The sequence below is a fragment of the Streptomyces sp. NPDC086766 genome (genome assembly GCF_044746005.1).
In the GTDB taxonomy this organism is placed as follows: Bacteria; Actinomycetota; Actinomycetes; order Streptomycetales; family Streptomycetaceae; genus Streptomyces.
Genome location: NZ_JBIVBI010000006.1, coordinates 204,866 through 227,358 on the forward strand (window position 1 = coordinate 204,866; position 22,493 = coordinate 227,358).

At 74.0% G+C, this 22,493-nt stretch carries 23 protein-coding genes; 10 read left to right on the top strand and 13 right to left on the bottom strand.

The features are described 5' to 3' along the window. Positions 1-5: 5 nt before the first annotated feature. Both ACIPM1_RS13905 and ACIPM1_RS13910 read right to left on the bottom strand, forming a co-directional pair. Positions 6-1,502, bottom strand: a complete 1,497-nt coding sequence (locus ACIPM1_RS13905) for a sensor histidine kinase (RefSeq protein ID WP_402433407.1) — start codon at positions 1,500-1,502, stop codon at positions 6-8. After that, positions 1,499-2,266: a response regulator transcription factor gene (locus ACIPM1_RS13910; protein ID WP_356191409.1), complete on the bottom strand. Its 768-nt coding sequence runs from the start codon at positions 2,264-2,266 to the stop codon at positions 1,499-1,501. The genes ACIPM1_RS13905 and ACIPM1_RS13910 overlap by 4 nt, the downstream gene beginning before the upstream one ends. Positions 2,267-2,591: 325 nt before the next feature. Here ACIPM1_RS13910 and ACIPM1_RS13915 point away from each other — a divergent pair, with 325 nt between their 5' ends. The 5 genes from ACIPM1_RS13915 (at position 2,592) to ACIPM1_RS13935 (ending at position 7,675) form a co-directional block, all read left to right on the top strand. Continuing rightward, positions 2,592-3,944 (top strand): ferric reductase-like transmembrane domain-containing protein, encoded by a 1,353-nt coding sequence (locus ACIPM1_RS13915; RefSeq protein ID WP_402433411.1) that lies wholly within the window; start codon positions 2,592-2,594, stop codon positions 3,942-3,944. A gap of 7 nt (positions 3,945-3,951) precedes the next feature. After that, positions 3,952-4,464 (top strand): FMN-binding protein, encoded by a 513-nt coding sequence (locus ACIPM1_RS13920; RefSeq protein WP_402433414.1) that lies wholly within the window; start codon positions 3,952-3,954, stop codon positions 4,462-4,464. A 94-nt stretch (positions 4,465-4,558) separates the two neighbouring features. Beyond that, a complete protein-coding gene (locus tag ACIPM1_RS13925) occupies positions 4,559-5,941 on the top strand; it encodes a ferric reductase-like transmembrane domain-containing protein (RefSeq protein ID WP_402433417.1) in 1,383 nt (460 codons plus the stop codon). Positions 5,942-5,994: 53 nt separating this feature from the next. Next, positions 5,995-6,879, top strand: a complete 885-nt coding sequence (locus ACIPM1_RS13930) for an FMN-binding protein (RefSeq protein WP_402433420.1) — start codon at positions 5,995-5,997, stop codon at positions 6,877-6,879. Between the two features lie 58 nt (positions 6,880-6,937). Continuing rightward, positions 6,938-7,675, top strand: a complete 738-nt coding sequence (locus ACIPM1_RS13935) for an FAD:protein FMN transferase (RefSeq protein ID WP_402433989.1) — start codon at positions 6,938-6,940, stop codon at positions 7,673-7,675. A gap of 88 nt (positions 7,676-7,763) precedes the next feature. Here ACIPM1_RS13935 and ACIPM1_RS13940 read toward each other — a convergent pair whose 3' ends face one another. Genes ACIPM1_RS13940 through argC form a run of 5 tightly spaced genes read right to left on the bottom strand, consistent with a single transcriptional unit; the run spans position 7,764 to position 12,618 of the window. Then, the gene (locus ACIPM1_RS13940) at positions 7,764-8,309 is read right to left on the bottom strand and encodes an arginine repressor (RefSeq protein ID WP_356191398.1); all 546 of its coding nucleotides are present in this window, start codon (positions 8,307-8,309) and stop codon (positions 7,764-7,766) included. Between the two features lie 19 nt (positions 8,310-8,328). Next, positions 8,329-9,525, bottom strand: a complete 1,197-nt coding sequence (locus tag ACIPM1_RS13945; RefSeq protein WP_402433423.1) for an acetylornithine transaminase — start codon at positions 9,523-9,525, stop codon at positions 8,329-8,331. Next, positions 9,522-10,445: an acetylglutamate kinase gene (argB, locus tag ACIPM1_RS13950; RefSeq protein WP_402433426.1), complete on the bottom strand. Its 924-nt coding sequence runs from the start codon at positions 10,443-10,445 to the stop codon at positions 9,522-9,524. The genes ACIPM1_RS13945 and argB overlap by 4 nt, the downstream gene beginning before the upstream one ends. After that, a complete protein-coding gene (argJ, locus tag ACIPM1_RS13955; protein WP_402433429.1) occupies positions 10,442-11,593 on the bottom strand; it encodes a bifunctional glutamate N-acetyltransferase/amino-acid acetyltransferase ArgJ in 1,152 nt (383 codons plus the stop codon). Before argJ ends, argB begins: the two co-directional genes overlap by 4 nt. After that, entirely contained in the window at positions 11,590-12,618 is a 1,029-nt protein-coding gene (argC, locus tag ACIPM1_RS13960; protein WP_402433432.1) for an N-acetyl-gamma-glutamyl-phosphate reductase, read from the bottom strand. The genes argJ and argC overlap by 4 nt, the downstream gene beginning before the upstream one ends. Before the next feature lie 187 nt (positions 12,619-12,805). On the opposite strand from argC, the gene ACIPM1_RS13965 reads away from it, so the two are divergent. Then, a complete protein-coding gene (locus ACIPM1_RS13965; protein WP_402433435.1) occupies positions 12,806-13,267 on the top strand; it encodes a DUF6314 family protein in 462 nt (153 codons plus the stop codon). Here ACIPM1_RS13965 and ACIPM1_RS13970 read toward each other — a convergent pair. From ACIPM1_RS13970 to ACIPM1_RS13980, 3 genes are read right to left on the bottom strand one after another with little or no spacing between them, the layout of a single operon-like run. Beyond that, the gene (locus ACIPM1_RS13970; protein ID WP_356191341.1) at positions 13,249-13,842 is read right to left on the bottom strand and encodes a histidine phosphatase family protein; all 594 of its coding nucleotides are present in this window, start codon (positions 13,840-13,842) and stop codon (positions 13,249-13,251) included. The two genes, ACIPM1_RS13965 and ACIPM1_RS13970, sit on opposite strands and share 19 nt — an antisense overlap. Before the next feature lie 52 nt (positions 13,843-13,894). Continuing rightward, positions 13,895-14,362, bottom strand: a complete 468-nt coding sequence (locus tag ACIPM1_RS13975; protein ID WP_402433438.1) for a GNAT family N-acetyltransferase — start codon at positions 14,360-14,362, stop codon at positions 13,895-13,897. Further along, entirely contained in the window at positions 14,359-15,873 is a 1,515-nt protein-coding gene (locus tag ACIPM1_RS13980; RefSeq protein ID WP_402433441.1) for a PLP-dependent aminotransferase family protein, read from the bottom strand. The genes ACIPM1_RS13975 and ACIPM1_RS13980 overlap by 4 nt, the downstream gene beginning before the upstream one ends. Here ACIPM1_RS13980 and ACIPM1_RS13985 point away from each other — a divergent pair. Beyond that, complete coding sequence (locus ACIPM1_RS13985) at positions 15,872-16,876, top strand: DMT family transporter (RefSeq protein WP_402433445.1); 1,005 nt, start codon at positions 15,872-15,874, stop codon at positions 16,874-16,876. The two genes, ACIPM1_RS13980 and ACIPM1_RS13985, sit on opposite strands and share 2 nt — an antisense overlap. Before the next feature lie 147 nt (positions 16,877-17,023). After that, positions 17,024-17,224: a DUF1918 domain-containing protein gene (locus tag ACIPM1_RS13990; RefSeq protein WP_356191331.1), complete on the top strand. Its 201-nt coding sequence runs from the start codon at positions 17,024-17,026 to the stop codon at positions 17,222-17,224. Positions 17,225-17,314: 90 nt separating this feature from the next. Here ACIPM1_RS13990 and ACIPM1_RS13995 read toward each other — a convergent pair whose 3' ends face one another. Continuing rightward, positions 17,315-18,634, bottom strand: coding sequence for a glycoside hydrolase family 10 protein (locus tag ACIPM1_RS13995; RefSeq protein WP_402433449.1), 1,320 nt, complete (start codon positions 18,632-18,634; stop codon positions 17,315-17,317). Positions 18,635-18,806: 172 nt separating this feature from the next. Between ACIPM1_RS13995 and ACIPM1_RS14000 the strand changes: the two genes are divergently transcribed. Together ACIPM1_RS14000 and ACIPM1_RS14005 are read left to right on the top strand one after the other, a co-directional pair. Further along, positions 18,807-19,679 carry a 3-hydroxybutyryl-CoA dehydrogenase gene (locus ACIPM1_RS14000; RefSeq protein ID WP_356190076.1) on the top strand — a complete coding sequence of 291 codons (873 nt, stop codon included), beginning with the start codon at positions 18,807-18,809 and terminating at the stop codon, positions 19,677-19,679. Positions 19,680-19,873: 194 nt separating this feature from the next. Then, a complete protein-coding gene (locus ACIPM1_RS14005) occupies positions 19,874-20,131 on the top strand; it encodes a hypothetical protein (protein WP_402433452.1) in 258 nt (85 codons plus the stop codon). A 28-nt stretch (positions 20,132-20,159) separates the two neighbouring features. Here the strand turns inward: ACIPM1_RS14005 and ACIPM1_RS14010 are convergent, their stop codons facing one another. Both ACIPM1_RS14010 and ACIPM1_RS14015 read right to left on the bottom strand, forming a co-directional pair. Beyond that, positions 20,160-20,705 carry an NUDIX hydrolase gene (locus ACIPM1_RS14010; RefSeq protein ID WP_402433455.1) on the bottom strand — a complete coding sequence of 182 codons (546 nt, stop codon included), beginning with the start codon at positions 20,703-20,705 and terminating at the stop codon, positions 20,160-20,162. Between the two features lie 166 nt (positions 20,706-20,871). After that, positions 20,872-22,212: a transcriptional regulator gene (locus ACIPM1_RS14015; RefSeq protein WP_402433458.1), complete on the bottom strand. Its 1,341-nt coding sequence runs from the start codon at positions 22,210-22,212 to the stop codon at positions 20,872-20,874. Positions 22,213-22,493 lie beyond the last annotated feature (281 nt).

Sequence of the window (22,493 nt, forward strand, 5' to 3'; positions counted from 1 at the left end):
GCCGCTCAGCCGAGCGGGAGGCGCACCGTGAACGTCGTCGCCCCCGGGCGGGACTCCAGGTCCACGCTTCCGCCGTGCGCCTCGGTCACCGCCGCCACGATCGACAGGCCGAGGCCCGCTCCGGCGCCCCCGGAGGCCCCGGTGCGGCGGCGGTCGGCGCGGGTGAAGCGCTCGAAGACGCCCGGCTGGACCTCCTCGGGGACGCCGGGGCCGTCGTCGTGCACCCGGAGGACGGCCGCCGGGCCGTCGGTCTCCAGCGACACCGTCACCTTGGTGCCGGCCGGGGTGTGCAGCCGCGCGTTGGCCAGCAGGTTGGCGAGCACCTGCTGGAGCCGGTGGGCGTCACCGGTCACCGTCACCGGCTCCTCCGGCAGCTCCATGGTCCAGCGGTGCCCGGGGCCCGCGGCGCGGGCGTCGGTCACCGCGTCCAGGACCAGGCGGGTCAGGTCGACCGGGCGGCGCTCCAGCGGCCGGCCCGCGTCGAGACGGGCCAGGAGCAGCATCTCGTCGACCATCTCGCCCATCCGGGCGGACTCCGCGGCGATGCGCTCCAGCGCGCGGGTGACCTCGGGCGGCACCGGCCCGGGATGCAGCAGGGCGAGCTCCGCGTGACCGCGGACGGAGGCGACCGGGGTGCGCAGCTCGTGGCTGGCGTCGGCGGCGAAGCTGCGCAGCCGCTCCTCGCTGGCGTGCCGTTTGGTGAGCGCGTCCTCGACGTGGTGCAGCATCCGGTCGAAGGCGGTGGCGACCCGGCCCACCTCGCTGCGCGGGTCGGACTTCGGGCCCCGCGGCGGCAGTGCCACCTCACCGCTGGCCAGCGGCAGCTCGCTGACCCGGGCGGCGGTCGCCGCGACCCGGCTCAGCGGCCGCAGCGACCAGCGCACCCACAGGGCCCCGGTGACACCGGCGAGCGCGAGGGCCGCACCGAACACGACGGCGGCGACCAGCTCGAGCCGGCGCACGGTGGCCTCCACCGGCTCCAGCGGCAGACCGGTGATCAGCACGTCGCCGTCCTCGCCGCGGGTGGCGACGACGCGGTAGCGGTGCAGGGACGACAGGCCGACGGTGCGCGCGGTGCCGTCGAGCGGCAGCCGGGCCAGCTCGGCCTGGTCGTGCGGGGTCAGCCGGGCGGTCAGGTCGGTGGAGTCGTCGGAGTCCACGCCGGGCACGACGGCGGCGTTGGTCACCCGGCCGTGCACCAGACGGGCGCCGAAGGTGCCGGACGCCTGCCGGCGGGTGTCGCCGTGCTCGTCGCCGTCGTGGTCGGTGCGGGGCGGCACGCCGTGCTCGAGGCTCGCCGGGTAGCGGGCACCGACGTCCCGCAGCTGCTGGTCGACGCGGCTGGTCAGGAAGCCGTCGAGCTCCACCACGGCGGCCACGCCGACGGCGGCGCAGCTGACCGCGAGCAGCACCACCAGGCCCGCCGTCAGCCGGGCCCGCAGGGTGCGCGGCCGGGGCAGCCGCCCGAGCCACCGGCCCGCCTTCGCCCGCACCGCCCTCATCGCACCGCCGGCTTCAGCACGTAACCGGCCCCCCGCACCGTGTGGATCATCGGCTCGCGGCCCGCGTCCACCTTCTTGCGCAGGTAGGAGATGTACAGCTCCACCACATGGGCCTGACCGCCGAAGTCGTAGGACCACACGCGGTCGAGGATCTGCGCCTTGCTGAGCACCCGCCGGGGGTTGTTCATCAGGAAGCGCAGCAGTTCGAACTCGGTCGGGGACAGTTCGATCAGCTCCCCGCCCCGGGTGACCTCGCGGGCGTCCTCGTCCATGACCAGGTCGCCCACCGTGAGCCGCGGCCCGTCCTCCTCCAGCTGCCGGGCCATGCCCGCGCGCCGCATCAGTCCGCGCAGCCGGGCGACGACCTCCTCCAGGCTGAAGGGCTTGGTCACGTAGTCGTCGCCGCCGGCGGTGATCCCCGCGATGCGGTCCTCCACCGCGTCCCGCGCGGTGAGGAAGAGCACACAGACGTCCGGCTTCACCTCGTGCAACGAGCGCAGCACGGCGAAGCCGTCGGTGTCCGGGAGCATCACGTCGAGGACGACCGCGTCGGGCAGCAGGTCGCGGGCCTCGGCGACGGCTCCCGCGCCGTCGCCCGCCGAGCGCACCTCCCAGCCCTGGTAGCGCAGGGCGCCGCTGAGGACCTCGGCGAGATCGGGGTCGTCGTCGACGACGAGGACCCGTATCGGGCTGCCGTCGGGCCGCGTGAGGGCGTGCGGACCGGGGCGGGCGGGACCTGTGGAGGGGTCGGGGGAAGTGTTCATGGCCCCTCCAGCATCCCCCGCCGCGTGACCTGTCCGCGAGGCCCGTCCCTCAGAGTTTCCTGTGAGTGGCCCCACGCCGTGACGCCCGCGGAACCGCACGGACACCCCGCCGATCACCCGGCGGACCCCCGTCGAGCGCCCTTCGGACGCCCTGCGGGCGCCTGCGGCGGGTCCCGTGTGAGATCTCCGTGAGATCCCGGTGAGACCCCGCTCAGAGTCCGCTCTGAGTTCCCTCTGGGACGCCCCGGCGGGCCCGGCGTCTCAGAGCGCCCTCAGAGGTTGACGCCGCACAGTTGCGTCCCGGACAGGTGAAAGGACGCGAACCATGACGACGGTCCAAGAGCGGCGGGCCGCTCCGCCCGTACCGCCGGCACCCCGGCGCTCCCCGGCCGCGGCCGTGCTCATGGCGCTGTGGGCCGGGGCCGCCGCCGTGATCGCCCTGTGGTGGTTCGGCACGGACTCGGTCGTGGGCACCGCGGGCTGGCTGACCGGCGCGGGCCGGATCGCCGGACTGCTGTGCGGGTACGCCTGCGCGGTGCTGGTCGGTCTGATGGCCCGGGTCCCGCTGCTGGAACGGCGGGTCGGCTCGGACCGCGTGGCCCGCTGGCACGCGATGGCCGGCCGGTACACGATCTGCCTGCTGCTCGGGCACGTGGTGCTGATCCTCGCCGGGTACGCGGCCCAGGACCACGCCACCCTGTGGCACGAGACGGTCACGGTGGTCATGGACTACCCGGAGATGCTGAAGGCCACCGCCGGCACGGTCGTCCTCATCGCGGTCGGGATCACCTCGGCGCGCGCGGTGCGCCGCCGCACCAGCTACGAGTTCTGGTACTACGTGCACCTGCTCACCTACGCGGCGGTGTTCCTCGCCTTCGGGCACCAGCTCGCCCTGGGCAACGAGTTCAACGGCAACCTGCTGGCCACCGGCGCCTGGTACGCGCTCTACCTGGGCGTCGCGGCCCTGGTGGTGTGGTTCCGGTTCCTCGCCCCGGTACGGCTGAACCTGCGCCACCGGCTGCGGGTCGAGTCCGTGCACCACGAGGCGCCCGGCGTGTACTCGGTCGTGATGCGCGGCCGGCGGCTCGACGAGCTCGGCGCGCAGCCGGGGCAGTTCTTCCGCTGGCGGTTCCTGGGCGAGGGCATGGGCTGGACGTCCACGCCGTACTCGCTGTCGGCGCCGCCGCGGCCGGACCTGCTGCGCATCACGGTGAAGGCGCTCGGCGACCACAGCGCGGCCGTGCCGCTGCTGCGGCCGGGCACACGGGTGTGGGCGGAGGGCCCCTACGGCTCGATGACCGCCGACCGGCGCACCTCGCACAAGTCCCTGCTGATCGGGGCCGGGGTCGGCATCACCCCGCTGCGGGCGCTGTTCGAGACGCTGCCCGGTGACGTCACGCTCCTGTACCGGGCCCGCACGGCGGAGGACCTCGCCCTCGGCGCCGAGCTGGAGGCGGTCGCGCGGTGGCGCGGGGCGCGGCTGCTGTACGCGCTCAACGGCCCGCGCGGGGAGCGGCCGCCGTTCACCGTCGAGGCCCTGCGGGGGGCCGTCGCCGACCTCGCCGGGCACGACGTCTACATCTGCGGTCCCCATGCCTTCGCCCAGGACCTGTACCAGGTGCTGCGCGCCGCCGGGGTGCCGGACCGGCGTATCCACCACGAGTCGTTCGAGCTGTGAGGTCCCCTTGCACGCGTTGAGGAAGAGCCGTCCGCTGCGCCGCGTCGTGCTGGCGAGCGCCGCCACCGTCTCCGGTCTGGTGATGCTGCTGTCGCTGAAACCGCACACGCCGCCTCAGATCGCCGCGGCCCCCGCCCCCGCCGCCTCCAGCGGCTCCGGCGCCACGGCCGGGTCGGACGGATCCGGGTCGTCGTCCGGTGGGTCGTCGTCCGGCGGAACGTCGTCCGGCGGCAGGAGCACGGGGACGAAGACCACCACGGGGGACACCGTGCAGACCCGCTGGGGCCCGGTCCAGGTGCGGATCACCGTGAGGAACGGGAAGATCACCGATGTGACCGCGGTCTCCTACCCCTCGGAGAACCCCAGGGACCAGGAGATCAACGGCTACGCGATCCCCCAGCTGAGGAGGCAGGCCCTGGCCGCGCAGAGCGCCCGGATCGACGGGGTGTCGGGCGCCACCTACACCAGCGACGGCTACCGGCAGTCACTCCAGTCCGCACTGGACTCGGCCGGACTCTGAACATCCGGCGGGGCGCTGAACGCCCCGCCGCCCCGACACGTATTGCAGGGCCAAGGGACCACGCCACCCCCCTTGCCCCGTCCACGGAGGAACCGTGACCACCACGCTCGCAGGAGGCCGCGCCGCCCGGCGCCAGACGATGCGCCGCATCCGGCCGCGCCGCTCCCCCGCCGTTCCGCTGCTGCTCGCCGTCTGGGCGGGCGCGGCGGCCGTGCTCTGGCTGTGGTGGATGAACACCCCGTCCGTCGCGGGCAGCGGCGGGCGGATCCTCAACGCGGGCCGGATCACCGGCCTGCTGGCCGGCTACCTCATGGCACTGGTCGTGCTGCAGATGGCCCGGGTACCCGCCCTGGAACGGCGGGTGGGCTCCGACCGCGTCGCCCGCTGGCACGCGATGAGCGGCCGCTACACGCTCTGCCTGGTCCTCGCGCACGTCTTCCTCACCATGTGGGGCTACGCGCTGCAGGCCGGCAAGACGCTCGGCGACATCGTCCAGCAGACCGTCGACTCCATCAACCAGCTGCCCGACATGGGCAAGGCCGCCGTCGGCACCGGCCTGCTGATCGTGATCGGCCTGGTCTCGATCGGCCCGGTCCGCCGCCGGATGCCGTACGACACCTGGTACCACGTGCACCTGTTCACGTACGCGGCGGTGTTCCTCACCTTCTGGCACCAGATCACCACCGGCAACGACTTCGCCGTCGAGCCGGCCGCCAAGACCTTCTGGTACGGGCTGTACGGCGCGGTGACGGCGCTGGTGGTCTGGTACCGGATCCTCACCCCGATCCGGCTGAACCTGAAGCACCGGATGCGGGTCGAGGCGGTGATCGAGGAGACGCCGGGGATCGTGTCCGTGCTGATCGGCGGCAGCAAGCTGCACCGGATGGGCGCGGAGGCCGGCCAGTTCTTCCGCTGGCGGTTCCTGGCGCCGGGGATGCGGTTCAGCTCCCACCCGTACTCGCTGTCGGCGGCGCCCCGCCCGGACCTGCTGCGCATCACCGTGAAGGCGATCGGCGACCACAGCGCCCGGCTGCGCGAGCTCGCCCCGGGCACCCGGGTGTGGGCGGAGGGCCCGTACGGCGCCCTGACCGCGTCCCGGCGCAGCCGCGGCAAGGTGCTGCTGGTCGCGGGCGGCGTCGGCATCACCCCGATGCGGGCGCTGTTCGAGACGCTGCCCGGCGCGGCCGGGGACATCACCCTGCTCTACCGGGCCAACAGCACCCAGGACCTGGCCCTGTGGGACGAGCTGGCGAAGATCGCGGACGAGCGCGGCGCCCGGCTGATGTACGCGGTCAACAGCCCGGACGGGGAACGCCCCGACATCTCCGCGGAGTCCCTGCGGCGGAAGATCCCCGACATCGACCACCACGACGTCTTCATGTGCGGGCCGAACGGCTTCGCGCAGTCGGTGTACGAGGCGCTGCGCGGCGCGGGCGTCCCCGCCCGCCGTATCCATCACGAGTCGTTCGAGATGTGAGCGACGGGAACCCCGACCATCCGGACTTCACGGAAATCAGGAGCTCAGGAGCGATGAGGAAGAGCCACCCCGTCCGACGTGCCGTGCTCGCCGGCGCCGCCACCGTCTCCGGCATCGTGCTGCTGCTGTCGCTGAAGCCGGCGTCCGACCCGGCCTCCGCCGCGGCGGCGGGCGGCGCGGCGCCGCAGCAGACCGCGTCGGCCCAGGACTCGCCCCAGGGCGGCGCCCGGGGCGCCGGTGACGGCACGGTCACCGGGACCGTCGCCCAGACGCAGTACGGGCCCGTCCAGGTCCGCCTCACGGTGAGCGGCGGCAAGATCACCAAGGCGGAGGCCGTGCAGGCCCCGAAGGGCGGGCTCAGCAGCCAGAAGACCGAACTGGCCGTGCCCCGGCTCAACCAGGAGACGGTGGCCGCGCAGAGCGCGCGGATCGACGCGGTGTCCGGGGCCACCTACACCAGCGGCGGCTACAAGAAGTCGCTCCAGTCGGCGCTGGACCGGATGAGGACGGCCGGGTCCGCGTCCGGCGGCTCCTCGTCCGCCCACAAGGGCGGCGGCACGCCGTCCGGAACGGCGTCCGCCGGCTCCTCCGGGTCGGCGGGCTCCTCGGGGTCCTCGGGCTCGTCGGGCTCGTCGGGCTCCTCGGGCTCCTCGGGCTCCTCCCAGGCCCGCACCGTCACCGGCAAGGTCGTCCAGACCCAGTACGGCCCGGTCCAGGTCCGGGTCACGGTGAGCGGCGGCAAGATCACCAAGGCGGACGCGGTACAGGCCCCCCAGGGCGGACTCAGCAGCCAGAAGACCCAGCTCGCCGTGCCCAGGCTCAACCAGGAGGCGGTCGCGGCCGGCAGCGCGGACATCGACGCGGTGTCCGGGGCCACCTACACCAGCGGCGGCTACAAGAAGTCGCTGCAGTCGGCGCTGGACCAGGCCGGTGGCTGAGGCCGTGGCCGAGCAGCCGGCGGGGACTCCCGCCGCGGTGCGTCACGTGGAGGAGGTCATGGGGACCGTCTTCTCCTTCGACGTCCGCGGCGGGGAACCGGATGCGGTCCGGGCGGCACTGCGCGAGGCCGTCGCCGGACTGCGGCGGGCCGACGAGGTGTTCAGCACCTACCGCGACGACAGCCAGGTCTCCCGGCTGGCGCGCGGCGAGCTGACCGTCGAGGAGTGCGAGCCCGAGGTCGCCGAGGTGCTCGGTCTCGGCGCCGAGGCCGAGCGCGCCAGCGACGGCTGGTTCAGCCTGCGCTACGAGGGGCGGCTCGACCCGACCGGCATCGTCAAGGGCTGGGCGGCCGAACGGGCGGCCCGGCGGATCGCGGCGGCCGGCGCGAGCGGGGTCAGCGTCAACGGCGGCGGGGACGTCCAGCTGCTCGGCGCGCCCGAGCCGCGGCGGCCCTGGCGGATCGGGGTCTCGGACCCGCTCCGGCCGGGCGGGCTGGCCGCGGTGATCTCCACGGCCGGGGCGGCGGAGCTGGCCGTCGCGACCTCGGGCACGGCCGAGCGCGGCGCCCACATCGTGGACCCCCGCACGGGCCGCTCCGCGGTGACCGACCTGGTGGCCGTCACCGTGGTCGCCCCGCGGCTGACCTGGGCGGACTGCTGGGCCACGGCCGCCTTCGCGATGGGTTCGCGGGAGGGGCTGGCCTGGCTGGAGTCCCTCCCGGACGTGGAGGCCCTGCTGATCACGGCGGGCGACGAGGTGCGCTGCACGGGAGGTCTGGCGGCGCGGCTGGGCTGAACCGGCCCGCCCGCCCGGCTCGGACCGGGCGCCGGACGCTGGCAGTGCGGAGGGGGCGTACCGATGCGGTACGCCCCCTCCGCACGCCTCAGCCGCCGTTCTGCGCGAGCCTCAGCAGGTGGTCCGCGAGAGCCTGCCCGCCGGTGGGGTCCCGGCTGATCAGCAGGAGCGTGTCGTCGCCGGCGATGGTGCCGAGGATGTCCTGCAGCTCGGCCTGGTCGATCGCCGAGGCCAGGAACTGGGCGGCCCCCGGCGGGGTGCGCAGGACGACGAGGTTGGCGGAGGCCTCCGCGGAGATCAGCAGCTCCTGCGAGAGCCGCCGCATCCGCTCCTCCTTGGCCGACCCCCCGAGCGGGGCGCGCGGGGTGCGGAAACCTCCCTCGCTCGGCACCGCGTAGATGAGGTCGCCGTCGGTGTTGCGGATCTTCACCGCGTTCAGCTCGTCCAGGTCCCGGGAGAGCGTCGCCTGGGTGACGCTCAGCCCGTCGTCGGCCAGCAGCTTCGCCAACTGGCTCTGCGAGCGCACCGGTTGCCGGTTGAGGATGTCCACGATCCGGCGGTGGCGTGCGGTGCGGGTCTGCGGCACGGCCGGTCCGGCCCCGTTCTGCCCGTGGTCCTCCTGCGCCTGACTCATCGTCGTCCCATTCTCCGGATCATCCGTCCCCCTTGGCCACGTCCAGGATGCCGGGCAGCGCCCCGAGGAAGGCGTCCACCGCGTCGTCGCCGAGGTTCAGCGGCGGCATCAGCCGTACGACGTCGGGGGCGGGCGCGTTCACGAGGAAGCCGGCGTCCTGAGCCGCCTGCTGCGTCTGCGGCGCGAGCGGCTCGGTGAGCACGATACCCAGGAGCAGACCGGCGCCCCGGACGTGGGCGACCGACGGGTGGCCGAGGGACTCGATCCCCTCCCGCAGCCGCTCGCTCTGCCGCTTGACGTTGTCCAGGAGTCCCTCGCCCGCGATGGTGTCGAGGACGGCGAGTCCGGCGGCGCAGGCGACCGGGTTGCCGCCGAACGTGGTGCCGTGCTGTCCCGGCTGGAGCAGCTCGGCGGCGCGACCGAAGGCGACGGTGGCGCCGAGCGGCAGCCCGCCGCCGAGGCCCTTGGCGAGGGTGACGACGTCCGGCAGGACGCCCTCGTGGGCCTGGTACTCGAACCAGTGGCCGGTCCGGCCGATGCCGGTCTGCACCTCGTCGAGGACCAGCAGTGAGCCGGTGGCGGCCGTGATCGCCCGGACCGCCTTGAGATAGCCGGCCGGGGGCACCACCACCCCGTTCTCGCCCTGGATCGGCTCGACGACGACCAGGGCCGTCTCCTCGGTGACCGCGGCGGCCAGGGCCTGCGCGTCTCCGTAGGGCACATGCGTGACGTCGCCGGGCAGCGGCCGGAACGGCGCCTGCTTGCCGGGCTGCCCGGTGAGCGCGAGGGCGCCCATGGTGCGGCCGTGGAAGCCGCCCTCGGTGGCGACCATGTGGGTGCGCCCGGTCAGCCGGCCGATCTTGAAGGCGCCCTCGTTGGCCTCGGCGCCGGAGTTGCAGAAGAAGACCCGGCCGTCCCGGCCGAAGAGCTGCAGGAGCCGTTCGGCGAGCGCGACCGGCGGTTCGGCGACGAACAGGTTGGAGACATGGCCGAGGGAGGCGATCTGCCGGCTCACGGCCTCGACGACGGCCGGGTGGGCGTGGCCGAGGGCGTTGACCGCGATGCCGCCGACGAAGTCGGTGTACTCCTTGCCGTCGGCGTCCCACAGCCTCGTGCCCTCGCCGCGCACCAGGGGCAGCCGCGGAGTGCCGTAGTTGTTCATGAGCGCGCCCTGCCAGCGCGCGGTCAGTTCGGTGTTGGTCGCGGTACCCGTCATGACTGCTCCCCCTCGGCTTCGTCGGGCACGACCATGGTGCCGATGCCCTCGTCGGTGAAGATCTCCAGCAGGATCGAGTGCTGCACCCGGCCGTCGATGACGCGGGCGGTGGTGACGCCGTTGCGCACGGCGTGCAGGCAGCCCTCCATCTTCGGCACCATGCCCGAGGACAGCTCCGGCAGCAGCTTCTCCAGCTGGGAGGCGGTGAGGCGGCTGATCACCTCGTCGCTGTGCGGCCAGTCCTCGTAGAGGCCCTCGACGTCCGTGAGGACCATGAGGGTTTCGGCGCCCAGTGCCGCAGCGAGTGCCGCAGCAGCCGTATCAGCATTGACGTTGTAGACATGTCCGTCGTCCTGACTGCGGGCGATGGAGGAGACGACCGGGATGCGGCCGTCGGCGAGCAGGGCCTGGATCGCGCCCGTGTCGATCTCGGTGATCTCGCCCACCCGCCCGATGTCGACGAGCTCGCCGTCGATCTCGGGCTGGTGCCTGGTCGCGGTGATGGTGTGCGCGTCCTCGCCGGTGAGGCCGACGGCGAACGGGCCGTGCCGGTTGAGCAGCCCGACCAGCTCCCGCTGCACCTGCCCGGCCAGCACCATGCGCACGACGTCCATGGCGTCCTCGGTGGTGACGCGCAGGCCGGCCTTGAACTCGCTGACGATGCCGTGCCGGTCGAGGGCGGCGCTGATCTGCGGGCCGCCGCCGTGCACGACGACCGGCTTGAGGCCGGCGTGCCGCAGGAAGACAACGTCCTGGGCGAAGGCGGCCTTCAGCTCCTCGTTCACCATGGCGTTGCCGCCGAACTTGATGACGACGGTCTTGCCGTGGTGCCGGGTCAGCCAGGGCAGCGCCTCGATGAGGATCTGGGCCTTGGGCAGGGCGGTGTGCTTGCGCGTGGTTCCCGTGCTCGCGTGGCTCATGACGAGTAGGCGCTGTTCTCGTGGACGTAGTCGGCGGTCAGGTCGTTGGTCCAGATGGTGGCGGTCTCGGTGCCGGCGGCGAGGTCGGCGACGATGTGCACCTCGCGGTAGCGCATGTCGACGCGTTCGCGGTCCTCGCCGACACCGCCGTTCTTGCAGACCCAGACGCCGTTGATGGCGACGTTGAGCTGGTCGGGCTCGAAGGCGGCCCCGGTGGTGCCGATCGCCGACAGCACGCGGCCCCAGTTGGGGTCCTCGCCGTGGATCGCGCACTTGAGGAGGTTGTTGCGGGCGATCGAGCGGCCCACCTCCACGGCGTCCTCCTCGGTGGCCGCGTTGACCACCTCGACCCTGATGTCCTTGCTGGCGCCCTCGGCGTCCCGCACGAGCTGCTGCCCGAGGTCGTCGCACACGGCCCGCACCGCCTCCGCGAACTCCTCGTAGGCGGGGGTGGCCCCGGCGGCGCCGGAGGCCAGGAGCAGCACGGTGTCGTTGGTGGACATGCAGCCGTCGGAGTCGACGCGGTCGAAGGTGACCCGGGTGGCGGCGCGCAGGGCGCGGTCCAGCGTCCCGGCGTCGACGTCGGCGTCCGTGGTGAGGACGACGAGCATGGTGGCCAGGCCCGGCGCGAGCATCCCGGCGCCCTTGGCCATGCCGCCGACGGTCCAGCCCTCCTTGGCGACGACGGACGTCTTGTGGACGGTGTCGGTCGTCTTGATGGCGATGGCGGCCTTCTCGCCGCCGTGCTCGGACAGCTGGGCGGCGGCCGTCTCGATCCCCGGGAGCAGCTTGTCCATGGGGAGCGTCACGCCGATCAGGCCGGTGGAGCAGACGGCCACCTCGATGGCGCCGACGCCGAGGACGTCGGCGGTCTTCTCGGCGGTGGCGTGCGTGTCCTGGAAGCCCTTGGGGCCGGTGCAGGCGTTGGCGCCGCCCGAGTTGAGGATCACGGCCGACAGCCGGCCGTCCTTCAGCACCTGCTGCGACCACAGCACCGGCGCCGCCTTGACGCGGTTGGAGGTGAAGACGCCCGCGGCGGCGCGGCGCGGACCGGTGTTGACCACGAGGGCCAGGTCCGGGTTGCCGTTCTCCTTGATTCCGGCGGCGATGCCGGCCGCCGTGAATCCCTTGGCTGCCGTGACGCTCACGGTGCGACTCCGATCGTGGAAAGTCCGGTGGACTCGTCGAGCCCGAGGGCGATGTTCATGCTCTGCACGGCACCGCCCGCCGTGCCCTTGGTCAGGTTGTCGATGGCGCTGATCGCGACGATGCGGTGCGCGGCCTCGTCGTACGCGACCTGGATCTGCGCGGCGTTGGAGCCGTGGACGGACGCCGTGGCGGGCCACTGCCCCTCGGGGAGCAGGTGCACGAACGGCTCGTCGGCGAGGGCCTTGTGGTAGGCGGCGCGGACCACGTCCGCGGTCACGCCGGGCCGCGCCTTCACGTTGCAGGTGGCGAGGATGCCGCGGGGCATCGGGGCGAGGGTCGGGGTGAAGGAGACGGAGACCGGCTCCCCGGCCGCCGCGCTGAGGTTCTGGATCATCTCCGGGGTGTGCCGGTGGACCCCGCCGACGCCGTACGGCGACATCGACCCCATGACCTCGCTGCCCAGCAGGTGCGGCTTGGGCGCCTTGCCCGCGCCGGAGGTGCCGGAGGCGGCGACGACCACGGCCTCGTTCTCGGCGAGGTGGGCGGCGTACGCCGGGAAGAGCGCCAGGGAGACGGCGGTCGGGTAGCAACCGGGCACCGCGATGCGCTTGGACCCCTCCAGCGCAGCGCGGCCACCCGGCAGTTCGGGGAGGCCGTAGGGCCAGGTCCCGGCGTGCGGGGAGCCGTAGAACCGCTCCCAGTCGGCCGGGTCCCGCAGCCGGAAGTCGGCGCCCATGTCGATGACGAGGACGTCGGGCCCGAGCCGCTCGGCGACGGCGGCGGACTGGCCGTGCGGCAGGGCGAGGAAGACGACGTCGTGCCCGGCGAGGGTCTCGGCGGTGGTCTCCTGGAGCACGCGGTCGGCGAGGGGGAGCAGATGCGGTTGCAGCGCGCCGAGCCGCTGCCCGGCGTTGGAGCCGCCCGTCAGCGCGCCGATCTCGGCCTCCGGGTGCGCCAGCAGCAGGCGCAGCGCCTCTCCGCCCGCGTACCCACTCGCTCCGGCGACCGCCACACGTACAGCCATGAACCCTCCTTCGACGGCATGACTATACGTTCGCTTGCACGTTTATGCAATCCTCCTCCGGGCGGGGCCGGGCCCTTCGCGCGGCGGCCCGGCTGGGCCGCCCGCGCCTCGGACGGCAGGATGGGGAGGAGGCAGGGGCACCTCGGGGGGTGCCGGAAGCGGGCGACGGAGAGCGGGAGCGGCGCGGGTGAGCAGCGGGGCCGACGGCGGCGGGTTCTGGCCGGTGGGCGATGTGCTGGCCCATCTGGCCGGTGGCTGGCGGGTCGAGCGGACGGTACGGGATCTGGCGGGCGGCGCCGAAGGGCGGTTCACCGGGACGACCGTCTTCGAGCCGCTCGACGGCGGCGGTCTGCTGCACCGGGAGTCCGGGGTCTTCGTCTGGCAGGGCGTCGCCCGGCCCGCCGAGCGGACACTGCGCTTCCTGCCCGCCGAGCCGCCCGGGACGGCCGAGGTGCGGTTCGCGGACGGGCGCCCCTTCCACGACCTCGACCTGCGGTCCGGGCGCCATGTCGCCCACCACCCGTGCGCGGCGGACCGCTACCGGGGCGAGTTCACCGTCCTCGACGCCGGCCGCTGGCGGACGGTGTGGCGCGTGGGCGGTCCCGCCAAGGACCTGGTCCTCACGACGGACTACGCCCGCAGGGGCTGAGCGGTCACTCCGTCCAGGTGCAGGTTCCAGCGGCCCGCCCAGCCGATGACGGTGCTCGTCGACAGCGGGTGGACGTCGATGTTCCAGTACGTCGCGGGGGGCGCCTTCAGGGCGTAGACCAGGGCGGCCCGGATCACCGAGGGCTCCGCCACCGCGACGATCCGGCAGCCGTCCTCGACGGGCCGGGTGTCCAGCCAGCCGCCGACCCGGGAGATGAAGGCGAGCAGCGACTCGCCGCCGTGCGGGGTGGCGCGCGGGTCGGCGAGCCAGGCGTCCACGGCGGCCGGCTCGCGGGCCATCGCCTCGCCGAGGGTCAGGCCGCGCCAGCGGCCCATGCCGCAGTCGCGCAGGGCGAGCTGCGCGAGCGGGGAGAAGCCCAGGGCGTCCCCGGTGGCGCGGCTGCGCGGGGACGGCGAGCAGTAGCGCAGTTCGGCGGCCGCCAGGGGCAGCAGGCCGGGGGCGACACGGAGCACCTCGTCCCAGCCCGCCTGGTCCAGTGGCCGGTCGTCCTCGAAGCGTTCCGCGAGCAGCGGGGTGCTGCGCGACGTGGCGACGAACGTGACCCGAAGTGCCATGCGGCGATCGTGGGCCGACCCGGTGTCCGGGTCAAGGGGTGTCACCGCGGAGTTACCCAGGCTGTACCGAGTCTTGCTCCAGGGCGAGTGCCATCCACTGGCCGGGCCGCTCCAGCGCCCGGAAGCCGAGCTTCTCGTACACCCCGTGCGCGTCGTGGGTGGCCAGCAGGATCCGGCGCAGCCCGCAGGGCCGCAGGTGCGCGCACACGGCGGCGACGAGCGCGGTGCCGATGCCCTTGCCGCGGACGGCCGGATCGACGTAGACGTCGCACAGCCAGGCGAAGGTGGCCCGGTCGGTCACCACCCGGGCGTACGCGGCCTGGTCACCGGACAGCGAGTCGAACACCCCGAACTCGAGCGAGCCGGCCGCCGCCCGCTCGTGCTTCTCGCGCGACCGTCCCAGCGCCCAGTACGCGTCGGTGGAGAGCCAGCGGTGGACGCGGTCCACGTCGATGCGGCCGGGGTCGGTGGAGATCTCGTAGCCGTCGGCGAGGCCGGGCGTGCGGGGCGTGTCCGTCATGGCGCGAGGCTGCCAGGGCCGGCCGGTCCTGTCGATCGGTTTCGGGGCTCCCGCGGCACCGTCCGCGTCCGGGCCGCCTCGCTCCAGGCCGTGCGCAGTCGCCGTACGCCCTCCGTGATCTCGGCCGTCCCGCCGACCGCGGCGAAGCTCAGCCGGATGTGGGCGGCGGGGGGCTCCGCGCTGAAGTAGGGGCGGCCGGGGGCGAGCGCCACGCCCGCGCGCAGGGCCGCGGCGGTCAGCGCGGACTCGTCCGCGCCGTCGGGCAGCCGCAGCCACAGGTGGTAGCCGCCGGAGGGGATGTGCGGGAGGGCGAGCTCGGGGAGGTGCAGGCGCAGCGCGCCGGTCATCGCCTCCCGGCGTGCCCGCAGCTCCGCCGAGACCGTTCGCAGATGGCGCGGCCAGGCCGGCGAGCCGACGAGTTCGAGGGCCGCCTCCTGCAGCGGGCGCGGGACGAAGAAGCTGTCGACGACCTGGATGGCGCGCAGCCGCTCCAGCACCGGGCCGCGGGCGGCCAGCGCGCTGACCCGGAAGCTCGGCGAGGTCGCCTTGGTCAGCGAGCCGACGTGGACGACGACCCCGTCGGCGTCGTCGGCGGCCAGCGGGGGCGGCAGCGGCCCGGCGTCCTCGTGCACGAGGCGGCGCACGAAGTCGTCCTCGACGACGAAGGCGCCGGCCGCGCGGGCGATGCGCAGCACCTCCGCGCGCCGTCCGGCGGCGAGGACGGCGCCGGTCGGGTTCTGGAACAGCGGCTGGCAGACGAAGACGCGGGCGCCGCTCGCCCGGAACGCGTCGGCGAGCAGCTCCGGTCGCACCCCGTCGGCGTCCACCGGCACGGGCACCGGCCGCAGCCCGGAGGCGCGGGCGATGGCGAGCATGCCGGGATAGGTGGGCGACTCGACCAGCACCGGCGCGCCGGGCGGGGCGAGCGCCCGCAGCGCGGTGGTCAGCGCGGACTGGCCGCCCGCGGCGATCAGGACCTCGGCGGCGGTGACGGAACCGCCGTGCCCGCCGATGCCCCGCGCGAACCACTCGCGCAGCTCGGGCAGCCCCTCCAGCGGCGGCCGCCCCCAGGCGCCGGGGCGGCGGCCCGCGCGGGCGAGCGCCGCGGCCATGGCGCGCTCGGGCTGCAGCGAGGGATGCAGATAGCCGCCGTTGAACTCGACGACCCCCGGGGGCGGCGCGGCCAGCGAGACGGTGACCCCGGAGGCGTCCACGGTGCGCGGCACGAGATCGGCGCCGCCGTCCGCGCTGAGCGCGACCTCCTGCCAGGAGGTGTCCCCGGCGGGAGCGGACGCCGTCCTCGGCCGGGCGCGGAAGGCGCCGGCGCCGGGCCGGGTGACCACCAGCCCTTCGGCGGCGAGCTGCGCCAGGGCCCGCGACACGGTCACCGGGCTCACCCGGAACCGCTCGACCAGGGCCCGGCTCGACGGGAGCTTCTCACCCGGCGAGTAGCGGTGCAGTTCCCGCTTCAGCAGTTCCGCCAGTTCACCGCCACTGCTACGCTCTTGCATGAGAGCAGAGAGTAGCGCTACCGCGCCGAATCGGGTAGCGGTCGGCGCCCCGGAGCAGCACACCGAGCCCAGGTGCACCGGGCCGGAGCACACCCGGCCGGAGCGCGGCGGACCGCAAAGCGGCCGCCCGCGGGCCATCGTGGCGGCCCGGCGCGCCGGGACCCTCCAGGCCGCCCTCGGGGTCGTCGCCTTCTCCCTCACCTTCCCGGCCACCGCCTGGGGACTGGAGGGGTTCGGCCCCTGGTCGCTGGTCGCCGTGCGCAGCGTCCTGGCCGCGGTCGTCGCCGGCGGCTGCCTGCTGGCACTGCGCGTCCCGCCGCCCGCGCCCCGCCACTGGCCCGGACTCGCGGTCGTGGCCGCCGGCGTGGTCCTCGGCTTCCCGCTGCTGACCACGCTCGCGCTGAAGACCTCCACCACCGCGCACGCCGCCGTGGTCGTCGGCCTGCTGCCCCTGACCACCGCGCTGTTCTCCGCGCTGCGCGTCGGCACCCGCCCCTCGCGCACCTTCTGGGCGGCGGCGCTGGCGGGCGCGGCGGCGGTGGGCGCTTTCACGGCGCAGCAGAGCGGCGGTGCCCTGACCACCGCGGACGGCTTCCTGTTCGGCGCGCTGCTGGTGTGCGCCGCGGGCTACACCGAGGGCGGCCGGCTGGCCCGGATCATGCCGGGCTGGCAGGTCATCGGTTGGGCCCTGGTGCTCTGCCTGCCGGTCACCGTGCCGCTCACCGCGCTCGCGCTGTCGTACGAACCGGTACGGCTGAGCGCGCACGGCGTCGCCGGGCTGCTCTGGGTGGCGGTGGGCTCGCAGTTCCTCGGCCTGGTCGTCTGGTACCGGGGCATGGCGGCCGTCGGCATCCCCCGGGCCAGTCAGTTGCAGTTGGCGCAGCCCCTGCTCACACTGGTGTGGTCGGTGCTGCTGCTCGGCGAGCACCTCACGGCGGCCGCTGTGCTGACCGCCGCCGCCGTACTCGTCTGCATCGCGGTGACCCAGCGGGCGCGCGGCTGACGGGTCCGCGTCCGGGTCCCCGCACTGCCCAGGTCCCCCTACAGCTTCGCGCACAGCCCCTGACCGATACCGATACCGCCGCGCGCCCGCGCCGCAGACCCGAGGCCACGGGCCGCTGCTCCCGCAGATGGTGAGGAGGCGCTGCAGATGCACGCATCCGTCGGCGACCAGCTTGTCCAGCACGGCAGGGTGGTCGGCCAGCACGACCAGATCTCCGAAGTCCTCGAGGTGATGGGCGCGGAGGGCAACCCGCCGTACCGCGTCCGCCTGGAGAACGGGCACGAGGCCGTCATGTGGCCCGGCCCCGACTGCCAGGTGCTCCACCGGCAGAAGGAACAGTACAAGTAGGGCCTCTCTTTCGGATCTTGCCGGGGTCGCGAGGCCCGGCACCTCGTGTGGCACCGTCGCCCGAAGTCGGCCTGATCCGAAGGAAAGGCCCTAACGCGGTGGTCGCGCCGGCTGCTGGTAGTGGTCGGCGACGACCCTCGTCATGGCTCCGGCCGGGTCCGCCGCGACCTCACGTGCGGCGAAGAAGACGTGACCGCGCACCTCGGCGTGCTCGCGGGCGAGGGTGAGGTGCCGGGAGAGCTCGGCCGGGTCCTGCCAGGCCGCCCCCTGCGCCGGGTCGCCCGCCTTGTACAGCGCCTCCCCGACGTACAGCTCGGTGCGGCTGCCCTTGGCGACCCCGGCCCACCAGGACACCAGCTCGGCGTAGTCGGCGGCGGGCAGGCCGATGTTCCAGTAGATCTGGGGGACGACGTAGTCGATCCAGCCCTCGCGGACCCAGGTGCGGGTGTCCGCGAAGAGGTCGTCGTACGTCTGCACGCCCGCCTGCGTGTCCGAGCCGCGCGGGTCCCTCGCGGCGTTGCGCCACACCCCGAAGGGGCTGATCCCGAACCGGGTGCCGGGCCGGAGCGCGGTGATGCCGGCGGCGGTCTCGCGCACCAGCCGGTCGATGTTGTCCCGCCGCCAGGCGGCCCGGTCCGCGAAGCCGCCGCCGTGGCGGTCGAAGGCCGCGTCGTCGTCGAAGACCTGGCCGGCCACCGGATAGGGGTAGAAGTAGTCGTCGAAGTGGACGCCGTCGACGGGGTACTTCCGCACCGCGTCGAGCATCGCCTCCCGGACGAAGGCGCGGACCTCGGGCAGGCCGGGGTTGTAGTGCAGCTTCCCGCCGTACGGCACCACCCAGTCGGGGTGCCGGCGGGCCGGGTGGGAGGCGACGAGCCGGCCGGGGTCGGCGTGCAGGGCGATGCGGTACGGGTTGAACCAGGCGTGCAGCTCCAGGCCGCGGGCGTGCGCCTCCTCGACCGCGGTGCCGAGCGGGTCCCAGCCGGGGTCCCGGCCCTGGGTGCCGGTGAGGAACTGCGACCACGGCTCGTACGGCGAGGGCCACAGCGCGTCGGCGGTCGGCCGGACCTGGAACATCACCGTGTTGAGGCGGCGGCTCACCGCCGCGTCGAGGAGGGCGGTCAGCTCGGCGTGCTGCTCGCCCGCGCTCAGCCCGGTGCGGGAGGGCCAGTCGCGGTGGGACACGGTGGCCAGCCACATGCCGCGCATCTCGGTGCCCGTGGCGCCGTCGGCGCCGGCGCGGCCGGCGTCCGTGGCGGGCGGGGGCCCGGCGGCCGGTGCGTCGGCGGGCGGGGGCGTCGGCTCGGCGCGCGGACGCGACCGGAGGTCCGACGCCCCCGCCGGACCTCCGGTCGCCGCCAGGACGGCCAGCGCCGCCGCGGTGAACGCCCGCCGTGTGACTCGGCCCATCCGGGCACCCCCATGACGCCGTGGATCCGCCTCGTGACGGATCGTGTACCGGGTCAGGATGCCCGACCCGGGCGATCGATCATCGGCGCCGCGGGGGTAACGTGCACGATCGGAGCAGGCACCACACGGAGGGGCCGCCTGCCACAGCCGTAGGATCTGCGAAAGGGACGATGTGACCGGCATTTCGGGAGACATTGCGCGCGTCGGAGTGGTGGGCTGCGGCCAGATGGGTGCGGGCATCGCCGAGGTGTGCGCCCGTGCCGGGCTGGACGTCAAGGTCGCCGAGACCACCGGAGAGGCCCTGGAGATCGGCCGCACCCGGCTGTTCAACTCGCTGGGCAAGGCGGCCGAGCGCGGCAAGATCAGCGAGGCGGAGCGGGAGTCGACGCTGGCGCGGCTGAGCTTCACCACGGACCTCGGCGAGTTCGCGGACCGCGACCTGGTGATCGAGGCCGTCGTCGAGAACGAGCAGGTCAAGACGGAGATCTTCCAGGTCCTCGACCAGGTGGTGACCCGGCCGGACGCCATCCTCGCCTCCAACACCTCCTCCATCCCGCTGGTGAAGCTGGCCGTCGCCACCTCGCGGCCCGACCAGGTCATCGGCATCCACTTCTTCAACCCGGCCCCGGTGCAGAAGCTGGTCGAGCTGATCCCGGCGCTGACCACCTCCGAGGGCACGCTGAGCCGGGCGCAGCTGTTCACCGAGAAGGTGCTCGGCAAGCAGGCGATCCGCGCCCAGGACCGCTCCGGCTTCGTGGTGAACGCGCTGCTGATCCCCTACCTCCTCTCCGCCATCCGGATGTTCGAGTCGGGCATGGCCAGCCGCGAGGACATCGACAACGGCATGGAGCTGGGCTGCGCCCACCCGATGGGTCCGCTGAAGCTGTCCGACCTGATCGGGCTGGACACGGTCGCCTCGGTGGCGCAGAGCATGTACGAGGAGTACAAGGAGCCGCTGTACGCCGCTCCCCCGCTGCTGCAGCGGATGGTGGACGCGGGCCGGCTGGGCCGGAAGACCGGCTCGGGCTTCTACACCTACGCCTGACCACGCTCCGTACCCGCCGCGGGCGGACGCGGGCCCGGCACCCCAGGAGGGTGCCGGGCCCGCGGCATTCGCACACCGTGTGCGCGGCGGACCCGCATATGCCCCTCGCACACTCTCCCCACCCGCCCACCAGGCGAGTTGACTCATCACGCGCATGCAAGGGATGTGAGACGACTACGGAAAGGAGCGGACTCGTGACCGCCGATCCCGAGCATCCCGTCCCCCACGGGGAACTCGCAGAGTTACGACGCCGCCTCGACGTGGCCTACGCCCGCGTCGAGGGAGGGCTGGCTCTCCTCAGCCACCGCACCGAGGAGGCCGCCAAGGAGCTCGACGATCTGCACACCCGGATCAGCTCGCTGGAGCACGCCCGCTGGCCGCTGCCCGCCGTGGCGGCCCTCACCGCCGCCGGGTCGCTGGTCGTGGCCGTGTGGCAGGCGGTGGGGCACTGAGCCGGCCGGGGCCGGACGCGGTGGGAGATCAGTGCGGGGTGTCCTGCCCGAGCCTGAGGTGATGCAGCAGCAGTAACGCGGCCGCCATGTTGGCGGCCGGGACCTCCCCGCGGGCGACCAGGTCGGGAATGAGCTTGAGGGGGACCCATTCCCGCCGGTCGGACTCGAAGTCGTCCACGGGGTGCCCGATGTACTCGCCCTCGTCCGACCAGTAGACGTGGTGCCGGGCGTCGGTGAGGCCGTTGGACGGCTCCACGCTCATCAGGTGGTGCAGGGGTCCCGGCCGCCAGCCGGTCTCCTCCTCCAGCTCCCGGGCGGCCGCGCTCACGAGGTCCTCGCCGTCCTCCACGACGCCCGCCGCCAGCTCCCAGCCCCAGCTGTCGGTGATGAAGCGGTGGCGCCACAGGAGGAGGACCTCGTTGGCCTCGTTGACCACCGTGGCCACGGCGACGGGCCGCAGCCGTATCAGGAAGTGGTCGAGGTGCCGGCCGTCCGGCAGCTCGACATCCGCGAGATTGACGCTGAACCAGCGGTTTTCATAGACGGTTTGTTCGTTCTGTTTCGTCCACTGCACGGTTCTGCCACCTTCCGACGAGTAAGTGGCAATATCGCAGCCGGAGCGGTCCGGCAGCAGGCGCGCAGGGAGCCGCTCGCGGCGCAGCGTCGGGCGCAGGGGGCCGTGCCGAGGGCACGCCCGGTCCACGCACGGACCGGGTACCTGGGTCGGTGTCAGCCGTTCGTCACAGCGGTACGCGCAGTGCGCCGTCGATGAGTTCTGCCGCCTCGGCGGTGCCGGCACAGCCGCTGCGCACCAGGTGGTCGCGCACCGCCCGGAGTCTGTCCCGCAGCCGCTGGGACTCCATGCCGCGGGCCTGTTCCGCCATCCGCACCGCGGTGTCCACCGCCTTCTCGGCGTTGCCGCGGCGCAGTTCGATCGTGCTGAGCATGGCCAGCCGGTGCACCCGGCCGCGGTCGTGGGCGGGGTTGTCCACCGCGGCCGCGGCGTGCTCCTCCGCCGCAGCCAGTTCGCCGAGGCTGAGCAGCGCCTCGGCCACCTGGACGTTGACCAGGCCCGGCTGGACATAGCCGGTCTCGTCGGGTTCGTAGCCGCGCCGGATCCGCCCGGCGGCCTCCTCGGCGCGCCGGATGCAGGACAGGGCGCTCGTGCCGTCGCCGAGGTGGGCGTACGCCTTGGCCTGCATCGCGTACAGGTCGGAGGCGAGGGCGGGGGTGATGTGCCGGCCGGCGGCGCGCAGCGCGGCCTCGGCGAAGGCCACGGCCTGGCGGTACTCCTTCATGAACAGCGCCTGGTTGACCAGCAGCGCTATGACGTACGCCCCCAGCCCCCGGTCCCCGCTGGCCTTGGCGAGCCTGAGGGCCTGGTGGAAGTAGCGCTGGGCGAGGCCGTGCGCGTCGGAGTCGTAGGCGCAGATGCCCGCGATCGCCACCAACCCGCCGGTGGCCCGGTGGAGTTGGCGGCCGGTGGCGTCGGTGTAGCTGCCGCGGAGCAGCGGCGCCGCCTCCGCGTTGAGGAAGCCGACGATGCGGCTGCGGGTCGCGACGCCGCCCGCCTTGCGGTACATCTGCTCGTAGTGGGCGCGGGCGGCGCGGAGCATGTCGATGTCGGCCGGGGTGACCCGGTGCCGGCCGCCGCGGGAGACGTCCACGTCCTCCGGCGGGTTCTCCCACTCCCACACGGGCATGACGGCGGGCGTGCCGGTGACGGCGGGCGCGCCGAGGATGTGCGGGCGCTGCTGCTCGTCGCAGCGCCACAGGGCCGTGGCCCGTTCGACGAAGCCGGAGAGCGAGGTGCCGTGCGGGGCGGACGGCTCGCCGGGCACGCCGAGCCCGATGTCGTCGAGGGTGACGGGCCGGTGCAGCCGGGCGGCGAGCACCTCGCAGATCAGGTCGGGCACCTGACCGCGGGGCCGCTGGCCCTTCAACCACCGTGCCACGGCGGTGTGTTCGTAGCGGAGGGCGAGACCCCGTGCCCGGCCCGCCTGGTTGACGTGCGCGGCGAGTCCCGCGTGCGAGATCCCGGCCTCGTCCAGGATCGCGTCGAGCAGTGTGTTGGGCTGCATGGATGCCCCCCGGGTGGCTCGGTGCGGACAGCGTAGTGCGTTCGGCTTCACACGGGGTGTGAACGGAGTGCGCGAACCCGAGCTGTGCGCGCGCTGTCGCGGAGAGTTCCGGGCCGGTTGACTGAGATGCCTCGCAAGAGGCCGGCACGGGCCGCCGGCTCCCCCTCGTACAGTGCGGCGGCCCGCTTGCGCGCCGTCCGCTCAGCTGCCTGCCCGACACTCCGTGGCGGGGCGGACGGCGCGGCCGTCGGCCGGCGGGGCGCGCGGTCGGGAGGCCGGGG